The organism is Paenibacillus sp. CMM36, from assembly GCF_053570945.1.
This window is the reverse complement of the sequence record NZ_JBSEDY010000006.1, coordinates 22,403-48,079: the sequence shown is the minus strand read 5'-3', so window position 1 is coordinate 48,079 and position 25,677 is coordinate 22,403. Positions and strand designations below refer to the sequence as shown.

The window sequence follows — 25,677 nt, the reverse complement described above, 5'->3', positions numbered from 1 at the left end:
ATTTACCTGTATACTCTGAACGAAACACTTTTCCCCTGTTAGGAGCAAGTAAGGTGCAAAAACTTACTCGGGGAAAATGCCTTTTGAAAGAGGAACTCAAATCTCATGGACGCACTCAATCATGGCTCGCCCGACGAACTGGATATTCGCGGCAACAAATATCCAACTGGATCGCGGGACGTGACAAAATGTCATTCGAGGCGGCAGTCCTCATTTCTAGGATATTGGAGTGTAAAGCTGAGGACTTATATGAGTGGGAACTTGCCTGACAAACAGGCATTTCCTTCGGGGCATTTGTACATGCCGGCATTTACAATATATATCCCGCTTTCACCCTCCTTTTCTTATATGTAGATTGTTTTCACCTTTATTTAAAAGATTGTTATTTTTTTCATAATCAATTTTATCACATGGAAAATGATTAAAAACGGGAAATATGTCGAATTAAATCGAACCCGTCCGGCTTATCCTAGTCTAACTGATTATTGACTTATTCATTTAAATCTGGTAACAAAAATGACCCCTGAATTTTCATGGGTCATTTCCACAGTTTTTTAAGCGCTTTAAGTTTATTATGAGACATCGAGCAAGTGAAGTCAGATCCTTCGAATCGTACCAGCCCTCCAAATGCGTTAGACTCAATTTCACAAACCAAGTCGAGATTTATCAGGGTATCTTTATAAGCTGGATATAGATACGGAAAAGCTTCCCTGCAAGCCTGTGCGGTTAGCCCGATTGTATAAGAACGATCTCCAGAGTTGAAACGCGGGACATAATAATTTTTTTTAGGTTCCCACATATCCACACTGTGCATATTCATTACCTTAAAAAAACCGCTCACTGCTGCCTTACCCACTACCTTAATTTCCGATCCGAAAATATAACGAATTTCTCTATCGGCATTCATTGCATCTGCATATATTTGTCTCCATCGAGATAAATTTGCTGAATTTATACTTTCTTTAATGTCTTGATTTTTAAAAACAACCTGCCCCCCTCCATAATCTCCCGTAATGATCTTGTCCACTTGTGTGATGTTAACCAAATTAGATCCGTCCAAATTGCAAAAAGTGGGTAAGCCTACGGAACATTCATGGAGGGTGGTGGGAACTGTAAATCTTCCATGAGAAGTATGAAAAAGCGGAATGTGATAATTGCTTTTAGGCTTCCACAATTCAATCGCAACTAGGTGATTCTCACAAAAAAAAGAGCAATCTCCAAGTGAATTGTCATCAAGCAATGGAGTGGCTAGGATTCGCTTTCCCTCTTCCATTAAATTCAGTTCTTTTCTGTTTTCTTCAGCTCAGCTGGTACAGGTTTAGCGCCAAAAATTGTTTTTTCTTTTTTCGTAGACTCGTTAGCGTATTTACCAAGGCTTATACTTAAAGCTCTCGCCAATTTCTTATCCATTTTCGCTCACCTCCTTTCCATAAAGGAAGAATACTGAATGCTTGTATAATTAAAGCTAAACATATTATGTGAGATTGTATAAAAAAATTTAATATGCAAACCAAAATACATATCGTTTTATAATATTTGTGATGTTTGGTCTTATTAATATAGATAAAATGATTGGGAGCATATAGTACAATCACTAATAATGAACAAGCGTTAATTATCAAAATCGTTGCTAAACTTAAAGAGACAAAAGGTATAATTACACATATGGCCGTTGTAAAGAAGACACAAAGTGTAAGGTTGCTGAAGTGTACCCCTCCTGAAAATCTCCTTACAAACATGATCGTAGCCAGAGCTAGTAATGCCCCCCAAAAATGTCCTGTTATCCATCCTATAACTGCGACCATGAGCACTGCTGAAATTTCGGTAATTTTTATACCAATCGCATACTCCATCACTTCAACACTTGTGGGTCCATCAGGATCAGCTTTCTTTATTTCTGATGCGATGTGCCTCGATAGCGTTTCTAGCATCCTCGTAATCTCCTTTCTCTGATAAGAAGTACGATATTCCAAAAGTTAGTAATGAGATGGAAAGTAATCCTATCGTATTGGAGTTATAGAGCATATACAAAGTAACAAAAATAGTGACAAATGATATTAGGGACCCTATAATGAACATTTTATTTAGAGATGCTAGGTAATTTTCACCTTTCAAAAAATCATGTGGGGGTTGAATGATAAATGAGAATCCAAAGTTATATTTACCCATCACAAAAGAAATAAAGTACGCAGTAAGGATGGAAGACAACTGTATAACGTATATAGAAGAGCCAGCTGTATCACTTATAACACCTGGCTGTGCTACTCCGAAAAAGTTTGCAAATATATATACAAATAGCTGTAGGTTAATGTAAGCTGTAAGACCGGAACCAGCAGAAAAAGCCGCAAGATATGTTTTGATCCCTAAACCAAATCTTAAAAAGAGAACCATTAACAAATACTGAAGCGGAAAATCTAATTTAGGCATGCCTATTACTTCTCTCATGAGAAAGGAAAACAAAGTTATGCCAATTGCATAGAGAAGTATTTTTCTTCGATTTTCCCACACGGGGAGCATATAAATCTTCAAGACCAAAGTAACTGCCGCTAAAGCATCGAAAAAACCAAGTAAAATATATAAAAAAGCAGATAACACAGTTACACCATCCTCCTATTTCGCCTGATGTAATTGTATATTTTACTAATAGATGTGGCAATGAAATAATCTAGTAAATTGGATTTTTTTGTATAAATATGAGGTGGAATTTTCTTCCCCTGGCTTTCTTCTTCAAACTCGACACCCATTTATACTAACAAAAAAAGTCACCCCAAGTGAGCGACGTTGCTTTTGCTAATGTATTATGTTGGTTTTTTTTCGATATCAAGGTTATAATCTACTTAATTTGGGGTGGAGGGATTATAGTGGCTTTAAGTGAGAATTTTAAAAAATTACGTATAAAATATCATTTGACTCAACAAGAACTTGCTGAGATCGCTGGGGTTACCAATAAAGCAATTTCAGCTTGGGAGAGCGGACTTTCTGAACCACGGATGGGTGCTATAGAAAAGATAGCTCGTCATTTCCATATCAAAAAAAGCAACATTATTGAAGACGATGGTATTGAACACATAAGCTCTGATCAAGTGTAGGTCAAAATAGACGGCAATAAAATCGAAGCAAAGGAGCACCGTTCAATTCACTTTAGGTTATATCAAACTACAAAAAAGGAACTGTGCAACAGCTCCACAGTTCCGCAAACAACTTTAGAAGAAAATAAAATTTTACCCATTATCGTCGACTTCGTCGGCTGATTTTACCTGAACCGCTACGTGTTTTGGGCTTACTATAAGATTTACGCGGCGAATCAAATATGCTGGAACCGCCGCTGTCGCTCCGGTCACGTGAAATCGAGCCTCTGCTCGGTGAACTGCTGGACCCTCTGTCGAACAAACTTCCGCTTGATCCAACGCTAGAATCCGAGTTCTTCCCTCTACGGGTAACCGAACCTTTCCGCTCCACCGTAATCGGCGGAATCGCCTTTTTCTCCTGCACTGTAGGAGCACGATATTGGCCCTGAGAAGGTCGGTATACATCTCTGCTGGAGTAGCCCCGATAGGAGCCTGAACCACGTAAGGAATCAAACAGAGCATCCAGCACAGTTGCGGTTAAGTATCCTTTTAAAAAGCTTGAACTGTAATTTTGTTCTACATACTTTTTACTGTCAATTTCAATGAGTGTATCTTCCTTCTTAGCTGGATCTTGCTGCAAATGGTACCACTCATCGCTATATACCAGAAACATCCGCTCATTGCTCTGCGGTGACATTTGTTCCGGTGTACGCTGTTCTTTCAATTCCTCCGCTACTTCCGGGACTGTCTTGCCAGCTGCCCGGTATACATACGAGGTTGAATTTCCGCTGCCACTAACCGATTCCAGCGGATACGTATCCTTTACACTTGGCGCGCCGCAACCGCTTAACACGGATACGAACAAGCTCAGCGCCACAAAGACCTTTAATGCATACTGCCAGGTGCGTTTGCTCATGTGTAACCCTCTCCTAGCTTGCCCGAATAACCTTGACGTCTCCGGTAATCACTTCTTCTCCTTCATAAAGCATAAAGCGACCGTCCTGCCACTCTACCCGCAACAAATGGTAATTATCAGACTGGTACTGCCAAACATGCTGCTCTCCACCCTGTCGGAAAGGAGCACGGCCCATGACGGTAACTTGCCCAGAATATTGCTCCTCCAAATGATACGTTGTATCATCCAGCTCTAAAATGGTCGGCACTTCCTCAGGGTTGTCAAGTCTGCCGTCGATGGCCTGATATAGTCCGAATTGCAATGTTTCCCGTTCCTCTATATGAAGATAGCTGATTTGATTACCATCCTGAAGTGTCAAAACAACGGCATTCCGGGCACGATTATGTACACGACCTACCACTTCATAGGTGACAAGCGAAACTTCACAGATATCACCTGGATTTAAGTGAAGCATGCTTTTCTCTGCTTTTGGCGGCTCCGGCTTAGCAAATAGATTTGAAATTCGTTTCCAAACACCCATGGTTATATTCCTGCCTTTCTTAGCCTAGAAGCATGCTGTAATGATCAAGGCGCCAACCAGATGCAGCGCTCCTGAAAACAGGCCGAAACCAATTTTACCTTCCTGTGTACCTTTATCCAGATCAAACTGGGCCCAGTACCGCAACAGCAGACGTACAATAACTTCCAAAACAAGCAGGATGACAAAAGCGATCACAGAATACACAAGCGCTTCGAGCAAATTATTAGCTGTAGCGATAGAGCCTGACAAAATATAGCCTTGTGCAACCAGCTTCATAATCATTCGTACCGTTACGGCCATATTTCCAGCTTTCACTTCGGCAAAATCCTTATACTTCGTGAATAAAGAGTCGACATACATTAATGCGAAGATCAAAATAGCTCCCGCACCAGTCCATACAAGCATTGCTTTCATCGTTTCTAAAAAATGCATTTCATACCATCCTCCACATCTTCTTGACCTTCATATAATGTTTTACGCCTGCGGGCAGGGAAAAGCGAAGGAGAAAACGTTTCTCCTTCGCTTCCTGAGCAATCAAACTTGGCGGCACTGCTTAAATGTTCTTATTTATTTTCGTATTGCTTCAACAAAGCGGCAAGCTCATCGTCCACGGCGCTTTTCTTATCCAGCTCTTTGAACTCCTCATCCAACGATTTTTCCTTAGAAGACATTTCGTTGCTCGCTTCGGCACGTGCTTCTGCTTGCAGCATTTTTTCCTCCATACGCTTCAATCCGGCAGTTGCCGTATCAGAGCTAAAACCGTTCATAGCTTTGTTAATTTCAGTTTGCGCTTTAGCTGCGTTATAACGGGCAACCAGTGTCTCGCGCTTGTTTTTCATTTCTGTCAGCTGTCTGCGCATTTCATCCAGCTTGCCACGCAGGTTATCGGCCGCAGCTTTGTTCTGTTCGTAACCAGCTTTGAACTCGTTCATTTTTTGTTCAGCAGATTTCTTTTCTTCCAGCGCGCGACGGGCCAGATCTACATTTTGTGCTTTTGCAGCGGTATGTGCCTGTTCTTCGCGTTTCTTTACCAAAGCAGCCTGTTCTTCGTATTGCTGTTTGAATCTCTTTTCAATAGCAATTTGAGCGGCTACCGCTTTCTCTGCATCTTCCAGGTCCTCTTGCATATCACGAATGTATTGGTCCGTCATTTTAACTGGATCTTCTGCCTTGTCAATAATGGCGTTAATGTTGGACATCGTAAGATCTCTTAATCGTTTGAAAATAGACATGTGAAGTTCCTCCTAGAGTTGAATGCTTAAATTTTAAGCTCTGTACACATGTTTACGCAAGCTTTGCAAAGAGGGTTTCAAAAATTATCTAAAAGCCGCGCAAGTAAGGCTCTGGGATGTCGGCCTGTACTTTTAGCTCCCGCGATGCATGCAACGCCCAATAGGGATCACGCAGCATGGCGCGGCCTATTGCTACCAGATCAGCTTCTTTTTGCTGAACAACCCGACGGGCGTCTTCATAATCATCCAGTAATCCAACAGCAATTACAGGTACATTCAGCTTTTCACGGACGGTATGAGCTAAATCCACCTGATAGCCAGCACGCGCAGACGGCCCTCCGCCAGAACCAATTGGACCCTCGCCACCAGAAGAGATATGGAAAATGTCCACACCTGCATCACGATATCGTTCCCCTACACCTGTTATGTATTCCACATTATATCCATCTTCGACGTATTCTTTGGCAGATATCCGCATAAGCACAGGCATATCAGCAGGAAGAACCTCTTTAACAGCATGTATGACCTCAACACCGAACAGTGACAGATCCTGGCCATATTCATCTTCTCTCGTATTTGTTAAAGGCGAATGAAATTGATGGATCAGATAGCCGTGAGCGCCATGTATCTCAACCGTATCAAAACCGGCTTCCACCGCGCGGCGCGCGCCTTCTTTGTATGCCTGAACCAGTTCCCTGACTTCTGCTGTCTTTAAGGCGTGCGGCTTTTTAAGGCGTTCGCTAAAAGGAATCGAAGAAGGACCCACAGGTTGCTCAGCATCTTCGGCCTTGCGTCCAGCGTGGCCTAGTTGAATGCCAATTTTGGCACCATACTTGTGAACTTCCTCTACAATCTTACGATATGCAGGAATATGTTCGTCACTCCAAATACCTAAATCACGATCCGTAATACGTCCATCAGGATGAACCGCTGTCATTTCCACAATAATAAGACCAGCACCTCCTACTGCTCGGCTCACATAATGGACATGATGCCAATCCGTCGGATTTCCATCCTCGGCCTCCACACTAAATTGGCACATCGGGGGCATAACAATCCGATTTTTTAAAGAAAGCCCCTTTAATTGATAAGGAGTAAACAAGTCGGTCACTTTTATCCTTCCTTCCTTCAATTCCATGTCTGTATAATTATGAATTGCAACCCCATTATACACCAGCTGTCACGGGATACCGAATCCGTTGTAAGGCTAAAACTTGCGAAAATGCTCTTGTTTTCGGTCATGTTTAAGAGAATATGTACGTTTAGCTCCATCATCTTCATTGATAATCATTTCATCGCGAACTTCTTTCCAGACGTTTATGAGCCTAACTTGGTAACCAGCATATTTTTAATAGGACAGGTACATAATAGTCGAGAGCACCACTAGGTACCACTGCACGAAAAGGGGGGATACATATGCCGTACAGGGGAGTGTTGCCATGCTTGGCACTGTTACTAGCATTTTCAAGTTTACCCGTTCACGCGGATGCGCCTCCCAAGATCGGAACGCCCCATCCCAAGGAAGCAGCTGTTGCTTCTTCTGTACATCTGAGTACAGATCGAGCTACTCCTACATTAGCAATGTTGCGTAAAAAACATGCGGACATTTTTAAAATGTGCGGCCCACACACCCGCCAAATTGCCTTAACCTTTGATGATGTGCCCGATTCTAGGTATACGCCGCAGGTTTTGGACGTATTACACGCCAACGGCATCAAAGCCACCTTTTTCATCGTCGGTCACCGTGCGGAAAAGCATCCGGGGATTATACGTCGTATTATCCGTGAAGGCCATGCTATAGGAAATCATTCCTATACTCATCCGGATTTTAGGAAGGCTACACCAGAACGCTTTCGCAACCAGATTACAAAAACAGAACGTATTTTACAAGCCAGCGCAGGTTTTCGCCCCAAGTTGATTCGTCCACCCTACGGTGAAATTACAGAGCCTCAAATAAAGTGGGCACGTCGTCATGGCTACATGATTGTCAACTGGAATGTAGACTCTCTCGACTGGAAGGGACTAAGTAAAACACAAATTCAGCGAAATGTGATTCCAGCTACAGGGCCTGGCTCTATTATTTTAATGCACGCTGGTGGAGGTCAAAGTTCCAACTTGCAAGGCACTATCCAAGCTTTGCCGGGTCTAATTCACTCTCTAAAAGCTAAGGGCTACAAATTTGTGACAGTCCCCCGGCTACTCCACACATCGGAACGAAAATAACAGTATGTTTATGATTGAGGTACAAGCTAAAGCAACGTAAAAAGGCTGTCTTACCAGCAGAAGTATTCTGCTCGTCAAGACAGCCTTTTTACGGATAGGACCTGATAAGAGTCCGAGCTAGATATATACGGATATAGGCGTTATGTTTACATAATATATATTATGTTTAATTAAACTGTATATACGTACAATGCTATTTATCAATAACGTACAGCTTCACATTTTGAAATCCAAAGTCGTTCACAAATGATTTGTTGCCTGGAATAAAGATATCAATCCGCTTTCCTGTAATGGCGCTGCCCTGATCGCGAGCGACAGCTACAAAAGAATGATCCGGCAAACCTGGATGGGAGTAGCCTGTAACCAGTACTTTCGTGCCCATCGGAATGACGTTAGGATCTACCGCAATTGTACCTAGTTTAAGCGGATTGCCGTAGTAGTCCACTGCGCCCCATTTACCATTCTCATCGGCTGCGGCAGAATACGCTGAAGCCTTAACGTCAACTATTTTGCTATAGTTGAATGTTTTACCCCAAGCTTCAATCGTTGGCGCCTCATTCGCTGCTGCTTTCTCCGTAAGAAGCTGCGGCTTCGATTCCGAAGCTGCCTTTACACTTTTTTCGCCAGGCACCTTAATTTGCAGACCTGCATATATATTGCTGGAGGCAATGTTTGGGTTAGCCTTTGTTAGCTCGTCTACCGATACTCCATAACGCTGAGCAAGCAAAAAGAAGGTATCGCCCTCTTTGGCAGTGTGAAGCGAGGCAGCATCCGCTATTCCAGCTGTCTGTGCCAACCCTGCAATAGCTGCGGCAAGCACCGCAATTTTCATCGTTTTACCAATATGTTTTAAATGTTTCAAAGATATGTACCTCCTCTTTTATGCCTGCGAAGTTAGCTGTCGGATTCGGACTCAGGAGAAGCCCTATGCTCGTGCAATTCACCCCTAGGCATATTCCTCATCGTCTTATGACGTATCGGAATGGCTGCCGTTGTTACGTCCCCCGCACTTCCCATAGTTTGGGCCAGCATTTCAGCGCTTGTCTAACCGCATGCTGTCCCGGTAAGTTTTGGCTTACTGCATAATATCACAATTTTGTAACCTTATCCGCATGAAAATGTTGGGAACCCTGAACATCATACTACACTCGTTACAATTTTGTCATTAAGAAATCTATATTTGTTACGAAAGTATGGGGAAATGGTGACAAAAAAAGAAAAGCCCTCCGTCAACGGAGAGCTCTTTTATGATTAGATCAGTACTTTCTTACAATACTTTGGCAAGAAAATCACGAGTGCGATCATGGCTTGGAGTGCCAAATACCTGGTCTGGTGCACCCTGCTCCACAATTTGACCGTTATCCATAAAGATAATTCGATCGCCTACCTCGCGGGCAAAGCCCATTTCATGCGTTACAATTACCATTGTCATACCGCCTTCGGCGAGCTTCTTCATTACATCCAGAACCTCTCCAACCATTTCAGGGTCCAATGCAGAAGTCGGCTCATCGAACAGCATTACGTGCGGCTGCATGGCCAAAGCACGCGCAATCGCAATACGTTGCTTCTGACCACCGGATAGCTGGTTCGGATAGGTATTCTTCTTATCCTCGAGCCCCACGGTACGCAGGAGTTCTAATGCAATTTTTTCCGCTTCCTTACCTGACTGTTTTCTAACCTGCGTCGGTGCAAGCGTCAGGTTCTGCAACACTGTTTTGTGTGGGAACAGATTAAAATGCTGGAACACCATCCCCATTTTTTCCCGGGTTACATTAATATTATGACCACGAGCTGTAATCGGCTCGCCCTCAAATAAAATCTCCCCATCCGTCGGCTGTTCTAACAGATTCATACAACGCAAAAACGTACTCTTCCCCGAACCGCTGGGACCGATGATAACGACAACTTCTCCTTTGGCGATATCTATATCAATGCCTTTTAAAATCTCATTCTTGCCGAACGATTTACGCAATTGTTTAACGGTGATCACTGGCTCTCAACTTCCTTTCCCATAAACCAAGCAGCTTAGACAAGCTGAATGTCATTACAAAATAAATAGCGGCTGTGATTATGAACGGACTTAATCCTTCGTAGGTAATATTCTTAATGACCTGGGCTTGATACATAATATCCACCATACCAATAGTCGAAATAATGGAGGATTCTTTAATAATTGTAATAAACTCATTACCTATAGCAGGCAAAATAGATTTAAACGCTTGTGGCAAAATGACGTGACGCATAGCTTTGCCTCGTCCCATACCCAATGAGCGTGCGGCCTCCATCTGTCCACGGTCTACTGCCTGGATACCTGCACGGAAAATTTCAGCCAGATATGCCGAGCTATTCAGAGACAATGTGATTATACCGGACTGGAGTGGAGTAAAATTGACACCCAGCGTCAAAGCAATCCCGTAGTGAATGATCATGAGCTGCACCAGCATAGGTGTGCCACGCAGGATCTCCACATATGTGGTACCTAACCACTCAATGATGCGTATACCACTCATCCGCAACAAGGATACGATCAGACCAATGATAAATCCAAACAGTACTCCGAGTGCAGACAGCAACAGAGTGTAACCAATACCCGTAGCGTAAAGACTGCGGTATTTCCAAAAAATATCTACGATGTTATTAGAAGAAACCTGTCGATCTGCCGAGAGTGCACTCGCTTCTGTAGAAAACTTTTCAATCGACCCGTCCGCTTTCAGGCGAGCCAACGTTTTATTTACAGAGGCAAGCAATTCTGCGTTCCCCTTGCGTATACCTACAGCAGTTTCTGCTCCGGCATCCTCAGGTATCGCTTTGGCAAGTGTTACGGTCCCATCTAACGTGTACCCTTTAGCAACCGTATCTTCGATCACAACAGCGTTGATACGCTGGGTCCGCAGCTGGAGTACCAGATCGGATATTTTGTCCAGTGAGGTTACAGAGGCATTGGGTACTTTTTGAGCAATTTCTTCCTGAATACTCCCCTTTTGCGCGCCAATCTTCTCGCCTTTCAAAGCAGCCATCGTAGGATATTTGTCTTTATCCTCTGGGCGTACCATAATGACTTGCTTGGAGCGATAATATACATCTGAAAAATCAATGCTTTTTCTACGCTCATCCGTCGGTGTCATACCGGACAGTACCAAGTCTACGCGACCACTTTGCAGAGCAGGTAGCAAAGAGTCAAAACTCATGTCCTCAGGGACCATCTCCGCACCCAAATCTTTGGCGATTTCCTTCGCGATTTCCACATCGAAGCCAACAATAGTATCCTTACCGTTAATAACTTTATGAAACTCATACGGCGGAAAGTCGGCACTCATGCCCACTACAAGTTTTTTCTGTGGCTTTGCTTCCGTTCCGTATGCATTGAGCATGGGAAGACCCGTCAACAGCAAGATAACCGCCGTCAAAACCAGGGCGGTAAAACGATATGCCTTTTTCAATCTTTTTTTCTCTCCTTAAATTCTTTATAATAAATAAGATTGTGTCATTATAAATGAATATGCATGATTATGCAATGAATGTTATAGTACAATTTCAGCATACCTAGCACAGTACCTACATTACAGCTTATATAAAGGAGTTTTCAGCATGAATTTTAAACAGACCATTCAAAAGACAATTGAGCAGCATGCCCCACGCTTTAAGGACATTTCGTTATATATTGGGGCAAATCCTGAACTTGGAAACGAGGAATTTCTGGCCGCTGCCCGTTTAAAAGAAGAACTCATTTTTCACGGTTTTGAGGTCCAGGCACCCGTATTGGGCATAGAAACAGCCTTTATTGCAACTTACAAAGCTGAAAAATCCGGGCCGGTTGTCGCTTTTCTGGCAGAATATGACGCTCTGAAAGGTTTAGGACACGCCTGTGGGCACCATCTGATATGCATGATGAGTACCGGTGCTGCCGTTGGCCTCAAGTCGATCATCGACGAAACTGGTGGAGAAGTACGGGTATACGGCACACCTGCCGAAGAAACTCGTGGTGCTAAGGTCCCTATGGCCGCTGCCGGTTTGTTTGATGATTGCGACATAGCACTTATGACGCATCCTTATGATCGTTACGAAAAATCAGGCAAATCGCTGGCGATTGATGCTGTACAATTCGAATTTTTTGGTCAATCCGCTCACGCGGCTGCCAGCCCGCACGAAGGCATTAACGCGCTGGACGCTGTGATTCAAACGTTCAATGGCATCAATGCGTTCCGTCAACAAGTAAAAAGTACAGTGCGTATCCATGGGATCATTAATCAGGGTGGGCAAGCAGCCAATATTATTCCTGATTACGCCTCAGCCCAATTTTATGTAAGGGCCGCTACACGTCAAGAACTGAACCCGCTGACTCGCCGTGTTATTCAAATTGCTGAAGGAGCTGCTTTACAGGCCGGGTGTCGTTTGGAGACCTCCAATTATGAGACTTCTTATGATGAAATGGTCACGAACCGTGTACTTTCCGATGCGTTTACCGCAAATTTGGTACAGGCTGGCATTTCGCAAGAAGATATAACGGAAGGCGAAGATCATGGCTCTATGGATATCGGAAATGTATCGCTTCATTGCCCTGCTATCCATCCTTACATTCAAGTTATTGACGAGAAGCATGCCTTGCATACACCAGAATTCCGCGATTTGGCGATGCAGGACCGAGCCATGGAAGGAATGCTGCTGGCTGCGAGAACTTTGGCATGGACTGCTTGCGATGTAATCACGAATCCTGAACTGCTAGCCCAGATAAAAAAAGAATTCGCTCTGCTGAATAACGAACGCTAAATCTTAATTCCGTGTTATTTCAGAAAGGAGTAGCCAGCCATCATGGATAGTATGAGTAGCTTTTGGACGTTGTTTATTGTGATAGACCTCATCATTTTTTGGTTTATATTCCGTGCAATACGCAGGAACCGGGGAAACAGAAAAACACGGCGCCGGAATGCTTTTTTCCTCAGCTCCCCTTCTCCTTCTTCCCTTACGCAGGAGCGTCATCCAGAGATTACGGAGCTGATGCAGCTATTGGAGCAATCCATTCCCGTCTCCTATGCTCATAGCGTAAGGAATCGTGTAATGGAAGCCCACCCAGAGATTACGGAGCAAGAATATGATTGGCGTTGGCATGAGCTAAAACGATATTTTATGCTATGCGCGATTATGAATCGTGTGCCTATGTTCAGTAGTGATGTGGATGAATTATGGCACGAAATGTTGATGTTTACCCGCGAATATCAGCAATTCTCGGAAGCTTTTTTTTGGTCGTATGCTTCACCATGCGCCCCATTCTGGCGGCTCTCAGCCGATGCCGGAGGAGCGTGCGTGGTTTGATTGGTTGTATGTGGAATGCTTTGGCTGGAACCGCTATAGCGCCAGTTTGTGGGGGACTTTTTTTTAATCATCCATTACCGAACGACGAGCTTTCACACTATTACAAACTCACAACTTCGGCGCAGCCAGCAGGTAACCGTTGGAATACTCAGGAGAATATAGCCATTTCACAGCAAGCCCAACAAACGGTTCATAAGATTGTACAACATCTGCGCGAGCGGGTGAATAAAGCGGTGGATGATCCTGAGGGTAAGCAATTGCCTAAGGTCAACTATTTACAGGTCGACTATCTGTTATTAGCTGTTGTATGGTATTCATGGTATCAACCTGAACAATTTGCCATACACATGCACCCGGATGCTACAGGCAATGCCGGGTTAGCTAGCTCATCTGGTTGTAGCTCGGCAAGCGGCTGCTCGAACTGGGATACGCATCACTCGCATCATCATTCCTCCCATGACAGTTCTCATCATGGAGGCTCTTCTCACCATGATTCAGGCGATTCTGGTAGCCATTCTTCGTGTAGCAGCGGCTCTTCATGTGGAAGCAGCTGTGGTGGCGGGGGCGACTGATCATAGCAAAAAAGGGAATTCCTCAGCCAAACACTGGCTAAAGGGATTCCCTTTTTCATTAATATGAATATGGTGTTCCTACTCCGTTCAGTCCGTCTTTGTGAGCAAATGGTAAATATCCATATACGCTTCGGCTGAAACATCCCAACTATATTCTCCTGCGAAAGCCGTCTGTGTAAGCTTCGACCAATGCTCAGATTGGCGATAAAAATGAACAGCACGACGAATGGTGTTCAGCATATCATGTGCATTGTAGTTCGTGAAGCTAAATCCATTTCCTTCCCCTGTAGACTCATTGTAAGCCTGCACGGTATCGTTAAGGCCCCCAGTTTCTCGCACAATAGGGATACTTCCATAACGAAGCGCTAGCAGTTGGCTGATCCCGCAAGGCTCAAACCTTGATGGCATAAGATACATATCGCTTGCCGCATATATTTTTCGTGACAGAGGTTCGCTAAAAGCAAGCTGCGCCGACATTTTCAGTGGATAGCGTCCCGCTGCCTCACGGAACCAATGCTCAAAAGCCGGATCCCCTGTTCCCAAAACGACAAACTGGATATCATCATAATACAAGATTTCATCAAGCACTCTCGTTACCAGATCTAGCCCCTTCATATCTACAAGTCGGGTTACCATGGCAATCATAGGTACGTCCGGCCGTACCGGCAGACCCAGCTCCTTTTGCAGACCAATTTTGTTTTCCTTTTTCTTTGTCAGACTCGTTCGGTACTTCGTATAAATACGATTGTCCGTAGCAGGATTATAGCTTTTGGTGTCAATTCCGTTCACAATCCCTGTTAAGCGACCCTGATCTCCCAATTTACGAAGCAGACCCTCAAGCCCATATCCGTAAAATTCCGTTTGAATCTCCTCTGCATAGGTCGGACTCACGGTCGTGACATGATCCGAGTACGTAAGCCCACCTTTCATAAAATTCAGTCTGCCATGATACTCCACACCCTCGGAGGTGAAATAGCTCCCATCCAGGTTGAGCAGCTCAGTTAAGACCTCATACGGAAAATCCCCCTGATACAGCAGATTATGTATGGTAAACACCGTGCGAATATCGCTGTAGAAGGGCAAATGTCGATAATCGGCATTCAGAAGCAGCGGAACCATTGCTGTATGCCAATCATGACAATGCAAAATATCCGGCCGAAAGTTCAGTTCAGGCAGCATTTCTAAAATCGCTCGGTTAAAAAAGGAAAAGCGTTCGCCATCATCCATATAACCGTAAATACCGTCACGACCGAAGTAATACTCATTGTCTATAAAATAAACCTTGATTCCGTCTAATGTCAGTTCCTCTATTCCACAATATTGATTACGCCAGCCTACGGCTACTTGCTTTACCGCTACCGGACGTAGAGACTTTTTATAAGTATCGGGAATCCCCGCATATTTAGGCAAAATGATTCGGACGTCGCACCCCGCCTGACGAAGTGCCTTCGGCAGTGCGCCAATGACATCAGCCAACCCGCCTGTTTTAATAAATGGATGTGCTTCTGCTGCCGCAAACAAAATGTTCATATATGCTTCCTCCTTATGTGGTTAATCTGCTTTTTTAGGCCTCCGAGGCGCTTTCTTGAGTATAACGATGCTCAGGGGTGGTATAGTCACCTCCAAGCTGTGAAGCTGACCGTGGCAAGGAATACGGGCGGTCCGTATCATTCCGGTATTTAGCTGGCCACTTCCCCCAAAGTCCTTATGATCACTGTTCAGCAGTTCGATATAACTCCCGGCCTTTTCCAGCCCAATTCGGTAGTTCTCTCTCGGTACGGGCTGAAAGTTAATAAGCACGACCAATGTATCTCCTGGCTTTTTACTTTTACGTAAATACGTAATTACGCTCTGCCCACGGTCCTCCGCCTCAATCCACTGATATCCATCCCACGAATGATCCAGTTCCCATAGTGCCTTTTCCTGAATATACAAATGATTCAGCGCTTTCGTAAAAGCGTGCAGCGAACGGTGACTGTCATAATCCAGCAGAAACCAGTCAAGCTGCTCCTCATCCTTCCATTCGATGAATTGGCCGAATTCCCCTCCCATAAATAATAGCTTTTTGCCCGGCGAGGTGAGTTGGTAACCGAGAAGCGCTCGAAGCCCGGCAAATTTTTGCTCATAGTTACCTGGCATTTTATCAAGCAGCGACTTCTTACCATGAACAACCTCATCGTGCGACAATGGCAGTGTAAAATTTTCGCTGTACGCATAAGCTATGGGGAATGTCAGCAAATTATGGCGCTCCGGTCTCTGATCGAAATTCGTTTCGATATAATCAAGCGTATCGTTCATCCAGCCCATATTCCATTTGTAATTAAAACCGAGTCCTCCATCGCTTACCGGGGAAGTTACCATAGGCCAGGCACTGGACTCCTCTGCCATCATCAGAGCATACGGATAATAGCGGAATACTGTTTCATTCAGTTGTTGAAGGAAGGCAATAGCCTCCTCATTTTCAATACCTCCCTTAGAGTTAAAACGATATTGACCGTCCTGCTTTTCAAAATCCAGCCGTAGCATACTCGTCACAGCATCTACGCGCAGGCCGTCAATATGGTACATATCCATCCAAAATAACGCATTAGATATCAGGAAAGAACGCACCTCCGGTTTGCTGTAATCAAACGTCAGCGTTCCCCAGCCGGGCTTTTCCGCAATCAGCGGATCCGCATATTCGAACAGGGGCGATCCGTCAAACAGCCTTAATCCATGAGCATCTTTTGCAAAATGGGCTGGGACCCAATCCATCAGCACTCCAATTCCCGCCTGATGGCAACGATCCACCAAATACATAAAATCATGCGGTTCTCCATAACGGCTTGTGAGTGCAAAATATCCAGTAAGTTGGTAGCCCCAGGAAAGATCATACGGATGTTCACTCAGCGGCATCAGTTCAATATGTGTATACCCCATATCAGTCACATAAGGCACAAGAAGCTCAGCTATTTCCCTGTATGTATAAAACGTACCATCTTCTTTTTGCTTCCAAGTGCCCAGATGAAGCTCATATATGTGTAGAGGCTTTCCATACGGTGCTCTACGTTTTCGGCGCCAAATCGCATCGTTCCAAGTATAACCATCTATAGAAGCTACCACAGAAGCCGTTGCCGGTCTCACTTCAGCACGTACCGCGTAAGGGTCTGCTTTCAGAAATCGTTCACCGTTTGCACCCGTAATGTCGTATTTGTAAAAAGTTCCTTGGGATATCCCCGGAAAAAAACGACTCCAAAAACCGGATTTGGGAACCCTATATAAGGAATCCTGTTCCCCATTCCAGTTGTTGCGATCTGTAGCAAGCCCGACATGGAGAGCATGAGGAGCCCAGACCGTAAAACGGACGCCCTGTTCTCCGTTCTCCACAGTAAGGTGGGAACCCAAAGATCGGTAGCTGTGATAAAGCGTTCCTTCATGAAACAAATAAATATCTTCCGATGAAATAGCCTGTTGCGGAAGAGTTTGGTCTGTCATCACGTCACCACCCTTATATGTTTGTAAGTAAAAATGTATGAATCGGTAATGCATTCGCTTTTGGCTCAAAGCTGACTTGAGTTATTACCCCATTCTAGCCACAATGAACAGAAAAATGACTAGGAAAAAAATAAACCTTAGTTTTTGGGGAATCTTATATACCTAATGGTTTCAAGAGTACCCCATACCGTTTATGTATGTACTACACTGACAACTAAACCGGGAGGGAAACGAAATGTTTAATAAAGAATGCATTGCCATGCTGCTGGCAGGCGGAGAGGGACGCCGTCTTGCTCCCCTTACTTCAACGATTGCAAAACCCGCCGTACCTTTTGGCGGTCATTACCGAATCATCGATTTTCCTCTCAGTAACTGCGTAAATTCAGACATTGATACTGTAGGTGTACTGACGCAATATGAGGCAGAATCCTTGCACGAACATATCGGGGATGGAACACCATGGGGTCTTACAAAAACAGATGACAAAGGAATTACCCTGCTTCCATCTTACAACACAGGTAACGCTGAATACTTAGGAACGGCAGATGCTATTCATAAGAATATTGAATATATTGACAGCCAAAATCCGGAGCATGTGCTTATTTTATCCGGTGATCATATCTACTATATGAATTATCGCGAAATGCTGAACCACCATAAGGAAAAAGGAGCTGCGGCTACCATTTCTGTCATGGAGGTACCTTGGGATGAAGCACACCGTTTTGGTGTTATGAGTGCGGATGAAGATCTACGTGTCACAGAATTTGCAGAGAAACCTGAGAAACCGGAAAGTAATTTGGCCTCTATGGGTATTTATCTTTTCAAATGGGATTACTTGAGAAACTACCTGTTAGAAGACGCACAGGATGCTCAATCCAGTCATGATTTTGGTAAAGATATCATACCTAAAATGTTAGCGGATCAAGAATCCTTGTACGTTTATGAATTCCAGGGCTATTGGAAGGACGTAGGTACCGTTAAAAGCCTGTGGGATTCACACATGGATTTGTTACACGAGAATTGTGCGATCGACCTTCAACGTAAGGATTGGCCGATGTATACACGTGAACGCCGCACAAGGTTGAGCGCACAAAAGGTACCTAACCGTCAAACGCAGCCATTGGGCAGCTTGTTGCATGATTCCTGTCAAGTAGAGGGCCGAATTGAACGCTCCGTTGTATTTAGTGGTGTCGAGGTAGGTAAAGGATCAGCCATCAAAGAAAGTATCGTTATGCCGGACACACGCATTGGACGTAACGTCCATATTGAACATGCGATTATCGGTGAAGGTGCTGTGATTCGCGATGGTGCTGTCATTAAAGGCAGTCCGGGCGAAATTATGGTCATCGGACCCAATGAAGTGGTATTTGGTAAAATGGCGGTACGGCCGCAAACTACACGTATGCTGAAAGAAGCTTACGAGCGCAATACACGCTTGCGTGCCGAAGGTTTTACTTCATAACGTTACCCCAAATCAAAAACAGCCAGCCCTCCCGATTTAAGAGGACTGGCTGTTTTTCTAATTGCACCTATAAGTAGGCTTTAAATCTATTCTTCAGTGAGTTGTGGTGGTTCCACGGATTGCTCTGCTTGCAGAGCAGGTAATGAAACCGTAATAGTGGTGCCAGCCCCCAGTTCACTTCTGATGAGCATCTGACCATGATGGCGCTCGACAAACTGTTGTGAGATTGCCAATCCCAGTCCAGTACCACCGTTTTGGTGGTCTACCTGGAAAAAGCGGTCTCTTACTCTGGCAAGATTTTCAGCACTAATTCCAATTCCTGTATCTTGTACGGATATCTCGATATTGCCATCAACCCGTTGAAGCGACAGAAAAATAATTGAGCTTTCATGCGAAAACTTGATAGCATTATCCACAATGTTCAAAAATACCTGTTTTAGACGGTTACCGTCTCCATGGACGAAATATGCCGCTTCTTCCGAATCAAGCTGAAGTTTTATTTGCTTCATTTCTGCTTTGGCCCATACGTTCAGCATAATTTCCTGCAAAAGCTCCCGAAGATCTACCGTTCCCATTACAAGCTTCATGGCATTTTGCTCCAGCTTGGAAAAATCGAGAATTTCCTCCACCAAGCCAATCAGCCGATCCGTCTCTTTAGAGATAATCTTCATCCCGATTTTCGTCTCTTCGGGGTCATAGCCGCCAGAATTTAACGTTTCACTCCAACCCTTAATAGATGTAAGCGGAGTACGCAATTCATGAGATATAGATGAAATAAAATCATCCTTGATTTGATTTGTTCTGACAATTTCCTGTGCCATATAGTTCAGAGTCGAAGCCAGTTCACCCAACTCATACCGATAATCGCCTTCAATGCGTGTATCAAACCTCCCCTGAGCCATCTGAGCAGATACATCGCGGATATTATTAATCGGTCTAACAATGGAATTCGCGAGCCCTGTACTGACCACAAATACAATAACCAGTACAGCTGCCATGATGCCAAGAGAAAACAGCGTAATCGTAAACAGCTTATCATTTACCAATTCCAGCGAGGTTGTATACCGAATAACGTACACCTGGTCTCCGACGATATTGTCCAGTTTTTGAGATACCGCCATCACCTGCTGCCCCGTGCTCGGTTGCTTTCCGATCCATTTGCCCGTATCCCCAGCTAATGCTTGTGTCACATCACTTGTTTGCACACTTAGATCTGCTGCAAAATTCGTTGAGTTATCAATTACATTTCCCTGTTCATCGAGCAACTGCAGTTCAGTAAAGGGCAGAGAAAATGTATTTAACAAATACGATTGCAAAGACTGTTCCGGCTCTTTAAATTTGGGTGCAAATTCACTTACCGATTCGATACGGCTTTCGATATGTTTGTAAATGGAATCGTAATAGTACGACCGGAGTGCAAACATAAAAATGACTTCTACTAACAGAAGCGCTAAGAACACTACGAAAAAATAGTGAAGCACAATCTGTCGGCGAATTCCCTTTTTGATCATTGAGACTGACCTTTCCATTTATATCCATGTCCCCAAACTGTTTGTAAAAAAGCCGGCTCGGATGGATTGTTTTCAATTTTCTGCCGAAGACGTCGGATATTCACATCTACAATTTTCGGATCGCCCATATACTCTTTGCCCCATACGTGATCAAGTAGAACATCTCGGCTGAGCGGCGTGTTCTCTTTTTCCAGAAAAAATTGAATCAGAGAAAACTCAGTCGGTGTCAGCTCAATCAGCTGCCCGTTCTTCTTAAATTGCTTAGCAATCAAATCCAGGGTGAACGGTCCAGACTGGAAGGACACTTTGGCTGCTGTTTCACGATGAACATTCACCCGACGCAATAACGATTGAATACGTGCAATCAGCTCCGTCGGGCTAAAAGGCTTGCTCACATGATCATCGGCCCCTACAGACAAGGCATATACCTTATCCTGCTCCTGTACCTTCGCTGTGAGAAAGATAATGCCGATGCGCTCATTCGTCTCCCGGATTCTCCGACAGACTTCAAAACCATCCATACCGGGTACCATTACGTCAAGCAGTGCAATATCAATATCCCGCACCGTGTTCAAAATATTCAGAGCCTCATGCCCTTCCGACGCCTCCAGCACCTCAAAACCGTTACGTTTCAAATTAATGACGATAAAGCTGCGAATGGATTCCTCGTCTTCCATGATTAAAACTTTACTCACTCTACTCTACCTGCCTTTCCCCCAGCTTGTTTTTAATGGTTTTACGCGGTTCCAGCTCACTGGATCGCTTAATGCCAATGACCTGCGCATTCGTTCGCCACAGTTGGCTATACCCTTCGTTGTTTCGCTCCCATTGTGACAACGAGAAAAATTTAATTTCCGCTATCGTTTTGTCTGTATCATCCAAAATAAAGCGCAAATAGCTGTCCTTCTTCGAAACTTTCGGATCAATCGTCACCTTGCCATGCAGCTCTTTCGGTAATCTGAAGTAGACCTGTTCATTAGAATCACGATACTGCTGCTGCTTAAAAATCGTTCCTTTCGCCCCGTCCCACTGATAGAACGACACAAAATATGGAACCTCATCCAGCGGCTTGTTACTCCAACCTTTAGGCTTCTCCAAATTACCAAATTCCAGAATACCGTCACCATCCACATCACCACTGGCGATGGTCGCATCCTTGAAGGTGACATCCATAAGATTAAGCTTCCTAAGCTTGCCGTGATCCATCACAATAACATTGGAAACGGTAGTGGTCTGAGCAATTTTGGTGTCTATAATAATCCCCTGCCTACCCTCGGCTACCTTGCCAGCAACGACATTATAGACATCTAAGACCTGACTGTCCAAATCCAACGATCCGATTTCCTTAAAGGTCCCCCCACTGAATTGGAATGTTTTAACTGTAAAGAATTCATTACGTCGCAGCGTGATAATCGTCAAATCATTCAATTTATCCCCGTTTAAGTCCATCTTGTTATGCTTAAAATCATCTACGACGAAGTCCGTATAACCTGTAGCATATATTTTCTCCAGAGTTCCTCCGGTATAGGAATACACGATGAGTCCCTTCTGGTCCCCGCCATCGCCACTATCTCCGCTGGAAAAACCCGCTACAATATCGAGTGTTCCATCATTCGTTAAATCCACGAGCTTAAATGACTCCAGCACAGTGCCTTCCCCATCAAACGTCAGCTTCTTTACCCACGTTCCGCCCTGATCTTCAAACAAGGCACCATGTATTTTTACGCTCTCATCTGGCGTTTCATAAAAGAGCACTGCTTCGTCTGTGCCATCATTGTTCAAATCACCCGTTCGAATTGGCGTCGGGTCATCTGGATCATTCGGCCTTAAAGGCTGTACCGCCCCTAGTTGCGTATTCACTGCACCATTCAGTTCCTGCTTCTCGTCAGACATCGTCGGTGTCTCCATCAGCGAAATGGGATCGCTAATAACATTACAGCCGCTTAAAAATCCAGCAAGGAGCAGCAAGGAACAGCAGCCAGCCACCATTCTCAACAGCATTATTTTCACTTCTCTTGCCGTCCCCTTCACAATTTGTTCTTTTCCGCTTGTGTCAATCGTCTTCCCTGAATATCAAACACCAATTCACCATCATTCAACCCCCATATACGGGAAGCAAAGCGTTCAGCCATTTCCAGCGGCAGTACAGTCATGATCGTCACCCGCTCGTCAGAACACAGCTTGCGAAAAGTCTCCAATACATGCGCTGCCGAAGCTGGATCAAGTCCATTTACAGGCTCATCAGCTAAAATAACTTTAGCTCCGTGCACGAGAGCACGCGCAGTCGCTACCCGCTGCCGCTCGCCACCGCTGAGCTTGTCGCATTTATCATGCGCCTTATCCAGCAGACCCAGATCCTCCAGTACGTCCATCGCTCCCATATAATCGTCGGAACGCACCATACCGGTCACCATTCTCCACATTGGAGTTTGACCGGATCTGCCAATGAGCACATTTTTAAGAGCGGTTCGATTCATATTTAGATGCGGGTTTTGCTCCAGGTATGCCCATTCCCGCTTTATTTTCATCTTGCCAGTCCAACCGGATTTCAGCACATCATTGCCACCTACAATTAAACTGCCTTCATCCCATGGCTCTTGTAAAGCAAGACAGCGAAGCAGCGTCGTTTTGCCGCTTCCACTTGGCCCCACTATGGCTATGAATTCGCCTTGATGAATTTCAGCATCAATTCCTCGAAGTAGCTGGGTCCGTTCAGGTCCCACTTGTTTGGTCAGCTTCCGAATTTTAATCATCTAAGTGATTCCCCTTTGCGCACCATCAATACTGTTTATATTTTATAGTAAATGTGAAACAAATACCATGCAAACCGCAGTTTTAAACCGCCGTTACTCTTTTTCTGGAAAACAAACCTAACAATCCGAAAACAATGTAACTACCACCAAGGACAAGAAACATGCTGCCTTGAGTTCCAAAGTCCAGCAACCCCCCGCTAATATTAGGTCCGATCACACTTCCCAGATTAAAATGAAAGGATGCCAGTACATTCGCGGCTGCTAAAAAAGATTTGGGCAACAGATCAGCGGCGTAGGCCAAACCGAGGGAGAAAAAGGAGCCTACTAAACCACCTGCTAGAGTCAGCAATATCAAAGTGAACATAAAATGATTGCCGCTCCATGGTAGCAACATAAAGGTCATTCCCCCTGCTATGCCTACGCTCATTAGCACCTTTTTACGTCCCCAACGGTCACTCAATATCCCTAGCGGCAGCTGCAGAACTAACCCTCCCAAACTGACGAACGGCAGCAAGGCGGCGATTTCATCGGTATGAAAGCCAATACGCAGGCCATAGACTGGAAAGTTACTGTTCAGGCTCGCTTCCATATAGCCATATAGAAATGCAGGCAAAAGAGCGTACCATGCCCAGCTGTAGCTGCGACGAAATCTTTGAGTGGGACGCGCCTCGGACTCCAGCTTCTCTGGTCTGGAGTCCGGCAGCTTAATTAACACCAACAGCAAAACAAGCAAGCACAATAAGGCCAACGCAGCAAATGGAACCAGCATTCCATAATCAAGTAGCCATAATCCTAATGGTCCTAATGCAAAACCCAGACCGTAAGACATACCATAAAAGGAAATGTTGCGCCCTCGCTTCTCTGCTGGAGTCACCAGCAATATCCATAGCTGCGCAGAGTAGTGCAATGCACTGTCGCCAATACCTACTAGCAGACGCAGTATGAACCATATCCGAATATCAGGGATTAGCGGAAACAGCAGCAGCGTAATGAGCACTAGCACAAGCCCACCGGCCATCAGCTTTTTAAACCCTAACCAGCCCAATGTCCGTTCTGCCACCAACGTCATTGCGAATGAACCAATATACAGAGCAGCCGCATTCATTCCATTTAGTGAAGATGAAACTCCCATTTGTTCCAACGAGATAGACAGAATAGGTAATAATAAACCTTGGCATAATCCAGCAACAATAATAACAGCAATTAAAATAAAATAATGAACCCGTAACGACGACGACATCCTAGCTCCTCCTGATCGAACAAATAAAATAATTAAAAAATCAATGTTAAGAAATGATTTGCATTTGATTCCATAATCAATAATAATTCTTATCACTATGTATTCCATGCCGTCCTGCCAAACCGGCAAATCACATACAAATTCAGGTGTAATTTGCGTATTAAAGAATAGAAGAAAAAAATCGCCATCTGAGATGACGATTTTACGGAAAGAGCTTGTCTGGTATGTATCTGACTCCCTTCGGTTAAGGAGCCTCGTATGTTCAATCCGAACCCATTCACGTCACAACGCACTATTTCATATTATAGTGGACAATCCCTGGCAGAACAAGCCATAATAAATAAGTGAGCAATCATTAAAATGCTCATGTTTTGCTTATGGACGGGCTTAATTACGTTCACCGCTCTGGGCTAGAAGACAGAATAGGAGGCATTGGGTTCCATGAGTTATCAAATTAAAATAGACACTTCTCCAATTTATGAATTGCTCGGCAGCTTCATGGCCTATGTGACTAAAAAGTGGGTTCAAGATATGGACTTGGGCCATGAATGGATCGACAAGGTAGATGCACGACTACAACATGAAGTTCGTACTGAGCTGGCTACAGCTCAGGATTGCCCTTTTAGCGATTATGACGCACTCTATGCTTGGGCGTTACTTCGTCCGGAATCAGATGAAATATCTGATTATATCTCTTATTTGGACCACGGTCCGGATAAAGATATGTTTGAGTTGCTCGTTCCGCATATCCCTTTTTTAACCTTTGAAGAATCTTTACGCATTCGTAAGGTATACGCACCACTCCTCAAATTGTGGGATCGTGATTATTTTCGGGCCCTGGAAGGCGAACTGCGTGTGTTGGCAGAAGAAGACGCTGCGGAAAAGCGCATGCTGCTGAGTAAAATGGAACCGGAAGCACTGGTTGAATATGCGACAGCTGGACTAGTCGTGCCACACATGGAAGACCTGGATACAGTAGTCCTATTTCCAGTTGTCCATAATCGCCCGATTAATTCATACTGTTTTTATACCCGCACACTGCTGATCCAGTATCCAGTAGATATCCCCGAGGAGAGCGAGGAAGAACCGCCTACGCTTCTGCTACGGCTCACTCGTGCGGTTAATGATCCGCAGCGGCTACGAATTCTGCGTTATGTAGCTCAAGGTCCTAAGTCTCTCGAAGATATGCGCCATGATTTGAGCCGTTTGGAAGATACACTCATGTCTGATATGATGATTTTACGAGTCGCTGGTCTGCTCCGAATTCACATCGGACGTTATCATAAGGAAAGATTCAGCATCCGTCCCGATGGCGCGGCTGATTTACAGGTATTTTTGGAATCCTATATTGGATTGTAATTTGAATTGTACTTTTAGTTATAACCGAAGCAACGTT

General features: G+C 44.4%; 27 protein-coding genes and 1 riboswitch. Of the genes, 8 read left to right on the top strand and 19 right to left on the bottom strand.

From position 1 onward, the window contains the following. The first annotated feature begins 53 nt into the window (after positions 1-53). Complete coding sequence (locus tag ACWA2B_RS14055) at positions 54-269, top strand: helix-turn-helix transcriptional regulator (RefSeq protein WP_016820733.1); 216 nt, start codon at positions 54-56, stop codon at positions 267-269. Positions 270-538: 269 nt separating this feature from the next. Here ACWA2B_RS14055 and ACWA2B_RS14050 read toward each other — a convergent pair whose 3' ends face one another. Genes ACWA2B_RS14050 through ACWA2B_RS14035 form a run of 4 tightly spaced genes read right to left on the bottom strand, consistent with a single transcriptional unit; the run spans position 539 to position 2,595 of the window. Further along, positions 539-1,273 carry a hypothetical protein gene (locus ACWA2B_RS14050; RefSeq protein WP_069011746.1) on the bottom strand — a complete coding sequence of 245 codons (735 nt, stop codon included), beginning with the start codon at positions 1,271-1,273 and terminating at the stop codon, positions 539-541. A 5-nt stretch (positions 1,274-1,278) separates the two neighbouring features. Next, a complete protein-coding gene (locus tag ACWA2B_RS14045) occupies positions 1,279-1,410 on the bottom strand; it encodes a hypothetical protein (RefSeq protein WP_256026089.1) in 132 nt (43 codons plus the stop codon). Next, positions 1,383-1,931, bottom strand: coding sequence for an accessory gene regulator ArgB-like protein (locus ACWA2B_RS14040; RefSeq protein WP_449292305.1), 549 nt, complete (start codon positions 1,929-1,931; stop codon positions 1,383-1,385). Before ACWA2B_RS14040 ends, ACWA2B_RS14045 begins: the two co-directional genes overlap by 28 nt. Beyond that, positions 1,882-2,595: a hypothetical protein gene (locus tag ACWA2B_RS14035; protein ID WP_029517468.1), complete on the bottom strand. Its 714-nt coding sequence runs from the start codon at positions 2,593-2,595 to the stop codon at positions 1,882-1,884. The genes ACWA2B_RS14040 and ACWA2B_RS14035 overlap by 50 nt, the downstream gene beginning before the upstream one ends. Before the next feature lie 266 nt (positions 2,596-2,861). On the opposite strand from ACWA2B_RS14035, the gene ACWA2B_RS14030 reads away from it, so the two are divergent. After that, a complete protein-coding gene (locus ACWA2B_RS14030) occupies positions 2,862-3,089 on the top strand; it encodes a helix-turn-helix transcriptional regulator (RefSeq protein WP_449292304.1) in 228 nt (75 codons plus the stop codon). Between the two features lie 139 nt (positions 3,090-3,228). On the opposite strand, the gene ACWA2B_RS14025 is transcribed toward ACWA2B_RS14030, so the two are convergent. The 5 genes from ACWA2B_RS14025 to ACWA2B_RS14005 all read right to left on the bottom strand — a co-directional run bounded on the left by ACWA2B_RS14025 (position 3,229) and on the right by ACWA2B_RS14005 (position 6,847). Further along, on the bottom strand, positions 3,229-3,984 hold the full coding sequence (locus ACWA2B_RS14025; RefSeq protein WP_029517466.1) for a DUF4247 domain-containing protein: 756 nt from the start codon (positions 3,982-3,984) through the stop codon (positions 3,229-3,231). 13 nt (positions 3,985-3,997) lie between these two features. After that, positions 3,998-4,504, bottom strand: coding sequence for a DUF4178 domain-containing protein (locus ACWA2B_RS14020; protein WP_029517465.1), 507 nt, complete (start codon positions 4,502-4,504; stop codon positions 3,998-4,000). A 24-nt stretch (positions 4,505-4,528) separates the two neighbouring features. Further along, positions 4,529-4,936 (bottom strand): DUF350 domain-containing protein, encoded by a 408-nt coding sequence (locus ACWA2B_RS14015; protein ID WP_013310484.1) that lies wholly within the window; start codon positions 4,934-4,936, stop codon positions 4,529-4,531. Between the two features lie 131 nt (positions 4,937-5,067). Continuing rightward, the gene (locus ACWA2B_RS14010; RefSeq protein ID WP_010348252.1) at positions 5,068-5,736 is read right to left on the bottom strand and encodes a PspA/IM30 family protein; all 669 of its coding nucleotides are present in this window, start codon (positions 5,734-5,736) and stop codon (positions 5,068-5,070) included. A gap of 88 nt (positions 5,737-5,824) precedes the next feature. Then, positions 5,825-6,847, bottom strand: coding sequence for an NADH:flavin oxidoreductase/NADH oxidase (locus tag ACWA2B_RS14005; protein WP_029517464.1), 1,023 nt, complete (start codon positions 6,845-6,847; stop codon positions 5,825-5,827). A 305-nt stretch (positions 6,848-7,152) separates the two neighbouring features. Here ACWA2B_RS14005 and ACWA2B_RS14000 point away from each other — a divergent pair, with 305 nt between their 5' ends. Then, positions 7,153-7,959 carry a polysaccharide deacetylase family protein gene (locus ACWA2B_RS14000; protein ID WP_069011741.1) on the top strand — a complete coding sequence of 269 codons (807 nt, stop codon included), beginning with the start codon at positions 7,153-7,155 and terminating at the stop codon, positions 7,957-7,959. Between the two features lie 193 nt (positions 7,960-8,152). Here the strand turns inward: ACWA2B_RS14000 and ACWA2B_RS13995 are convergent, their stop codons facing one another. The 3 genes from ACWA2B_RS13995 to ACWA2B_RS13985 all read right to left on the bottom strand — a co-directional run bounded on the left by ACWA2B_RS13995 (position 8,153) and on the right by ACWA2B_RS13985 (position 11,399). Beyond that, the gene (locus ACWA2B_RS13995; RefSeq protein ID WP_029517462.1) at positions 8,153-8,821 is read right to left on the bottom strand and encodes a 3D domain-containing protein; all 669 of its coding nucleotides are present in this window, start codon (positions 8,819-8,821) and stop codon (positions 8,153-8,155) included. Positions 8,822-8,827: 6 nt separating this feature from the next. Further along, a riboswitch (cyclic di-AMP (ydaO/yuaA leader) is annotated at positions 8,828-8,996 on the bottom strand. Positions 8,997-9,226: 230 nt separating this feature from the next. Beyond that, positions 9,227-9,949, bottom strand: coding sequence for an amino acid ABC transporter ATP-binding protein (locus ACWA2B_RS13990; protein WP_029517461.1), 723 nt, complete (start codon positions 9,947-9,949; stop codon positions 9,227-9,229). Beyond that, complete coding sequence (locus ACWA2B_RS13985; RefSeq protein WP_029517460.1) at positions 9,936-11,399, bottom strand: ABC transporter substrate-binding protein/permease; 1,464 nt, start codon at positions 11,397-11,399, stop codon at positions 9,936-9,938. Before ACWA2B_RS13985 ends, ACWA2B_RS13990 begins: the two co-directional genes overlap by 14 nt. Before the next feature lie 148 nt (positions 11,400-11,547). Between ACWA2B_RS13985 and ACWA2B_RS13980 the strand changes: the two genes are divergently transcribed. Genes ACWA2B_RS13980 through ACWA2B_RS13970 form a run of 3 tightly spaced genes read left to right on the top strand, consistent with a single transcriptional unit; the run spans position 11,548 to position 13,841 of the window. Then, a complete protein-coding gene (locus ACWA2B_RS13980; protein WP_318627303.1) occupies positions 11,548-12,726 on the top strand; it encodes a M20 family metallopeptidase in 1,179 nt (392 codons plus the stop codon). A gap of 42 nt (positions 12,727-12,768) precedes the next feature. Beyond that, positions 12,769-13,269 carry a hypothetical protein gene (locus ACWA2B_RS13975; RefSeq protein ID WP_449292303.1) on the top strand — a complete coding sequence of 167 codons (501 nt, stop codon included), beginning with the start codon at positions 12,769-12,771 and terminating at the stop codon, positions 13,267-13,269. Positions 13,270-13,277: 8 nt separating this feature from the next. Further along, the gene (locus ACWA2B_RS13970) at positions 13,278-13,841 is read left to right on the top strand and encodes a hypothetical protein (RefSeq protein WP_449292302.1); all 564 of its coding nucleotides are present in this window, start codon (positions 13,278-13,280) and stop codon (positions 13,839-13,841) included. Positions 13,842-13,928: 87 nt separating this feature from the next. On the opposite strand, the gene glgA is transcribed toward ACWA2B_RS13970, so the two are convergent. Together glgA and glgB are read right to left on the bottom strand one after the other, a co-directional pair. Further along, complete coding sequence (gene glgA / locus ACWA2B_RS13965) at positions 13,929-15,371, bottom strand: glycogen synthase GlgA (protein WP_029517457.1); 1,443 nt, start codon at positions 15,369-15,371, stop codon at positions 13,929-13,931. Positions 15,372-15,392: 21 nt separating this feature from the next. Beyond that, positions 15,393-17,315 (bottom strand): 1,4-alpha-glucan branching protein GlgB, encoded by a 1,923-nt coding sequence (gene glgB, locus ACWA2B_RS13960; RefSeq protein WP_029517456.1) that lies wholly within the window; start codon positions 17,313-17,315, stop codon positions 15,393-15,395. A 235-nt stretch (positions 17,316-17,550) separates the two neighbouring features. On the opposite strand from glgB, the gene ACWA2B_RS13955 reads away from it, so the two are divergent. Further along, positions 17,551-18,777 carry a glucose-1-phosphate adenylyltransferase gene (locus ACWA2B_RS13955; RefSeq protein ID WP_029517455.1) on the top strand — a complete coding sequence of 409 codons (1,227 nt, stop codon included), beginning with the start codon at positions 17,551-17,553 and terminating at the stop codon, positions 18,775-18,777. An 86-nt stretch (positions 18,778-18,863) separates the two neighbouring features. On the opposite strand, the gene ACWA2B_RS13950 is transcribed toward ACWA2B_RS13955, so the two are convergent. The 5 genes from ACWA2B_RS13950 to ACWA2B_RS13930 form a co-directional block, all read right to left on the bottom strand. Next, on the bottom strand, positions 18,864-20,288 hold the full coding sequence (locus ACWA2B_RS13950) for a sensor histidine kinase (RefSeq protein WP_029517454.1): 1,425 nt from the start codon (positions 20,286-20,288) through the stop codon (positions 18,864-18,866). Further along, complete coding sequence (locus ACWA2B_RS13945) at positions 20,285-20,983, bottom strand: response regulator transcription factor (RefSeq protein WP_007432526.1); 699 nt, start codon at positions 20,981-20,983, stop codon at positions 20,285-20,287. Before ACWA2B_RS13945 ends, ACWA2B_RS13950 begins: the two co-directional genes overlap by 4 nt. A gap of 1 nt (position 20,984) precedes the next feature. Next, entirely contained in the window at positions 20,985-22,319 is a 1,335-nt protein-coding gene (locus ACWA2B_RS13940; protein ID WP_029517453.1) for a hypothetical protein, read from the bottom strand. Next, a complete protein-coding gene (locus ACWA2B_RS13935; RefSeq protein WP_029517452.1) occupies positions 22,316-23,041 on the bottom strand; it encodes a phosphonate ABC transporter ATP-binding protein in 726 nt (241 codons plus the stop codon). Before ACWA2B_RS13935 ends, ACWA2B_RS13940 begins: the two co-directional genes overlap by 4 nt. Positions 23,042-23,123: 82 nt before the next feature. Then, positions 23,124-24,281, bottom strand: coding sequence for an MFS transporter (locus ACWA2B_RS13930; RefSeq protein ID WP_029517451.1), 1,158 nt, complete (start codon positions 24,279-24,281; stop codon positions 23,124-23,126). A gap of 441 nt (positions 24,282-24,722) precedes the next feature. Between ACWA2B_RS13930 and ACWA2B_RS13925 the strand changes: the two genes are divergently transcribed. Further along, positions 24,723-25,640: a hypothetical protein gene (locus tag ACWA2B_RS13925; RefSeq protein ID WP_039273282.1), complete on the top strand. Its 918-nt coding sequence runs from the start codon at positions 24,723-24,725 to the stop codon at positions 25,638-25,640. Positions 25,641-25,677 lie beyond the last annotated feature (37 nt).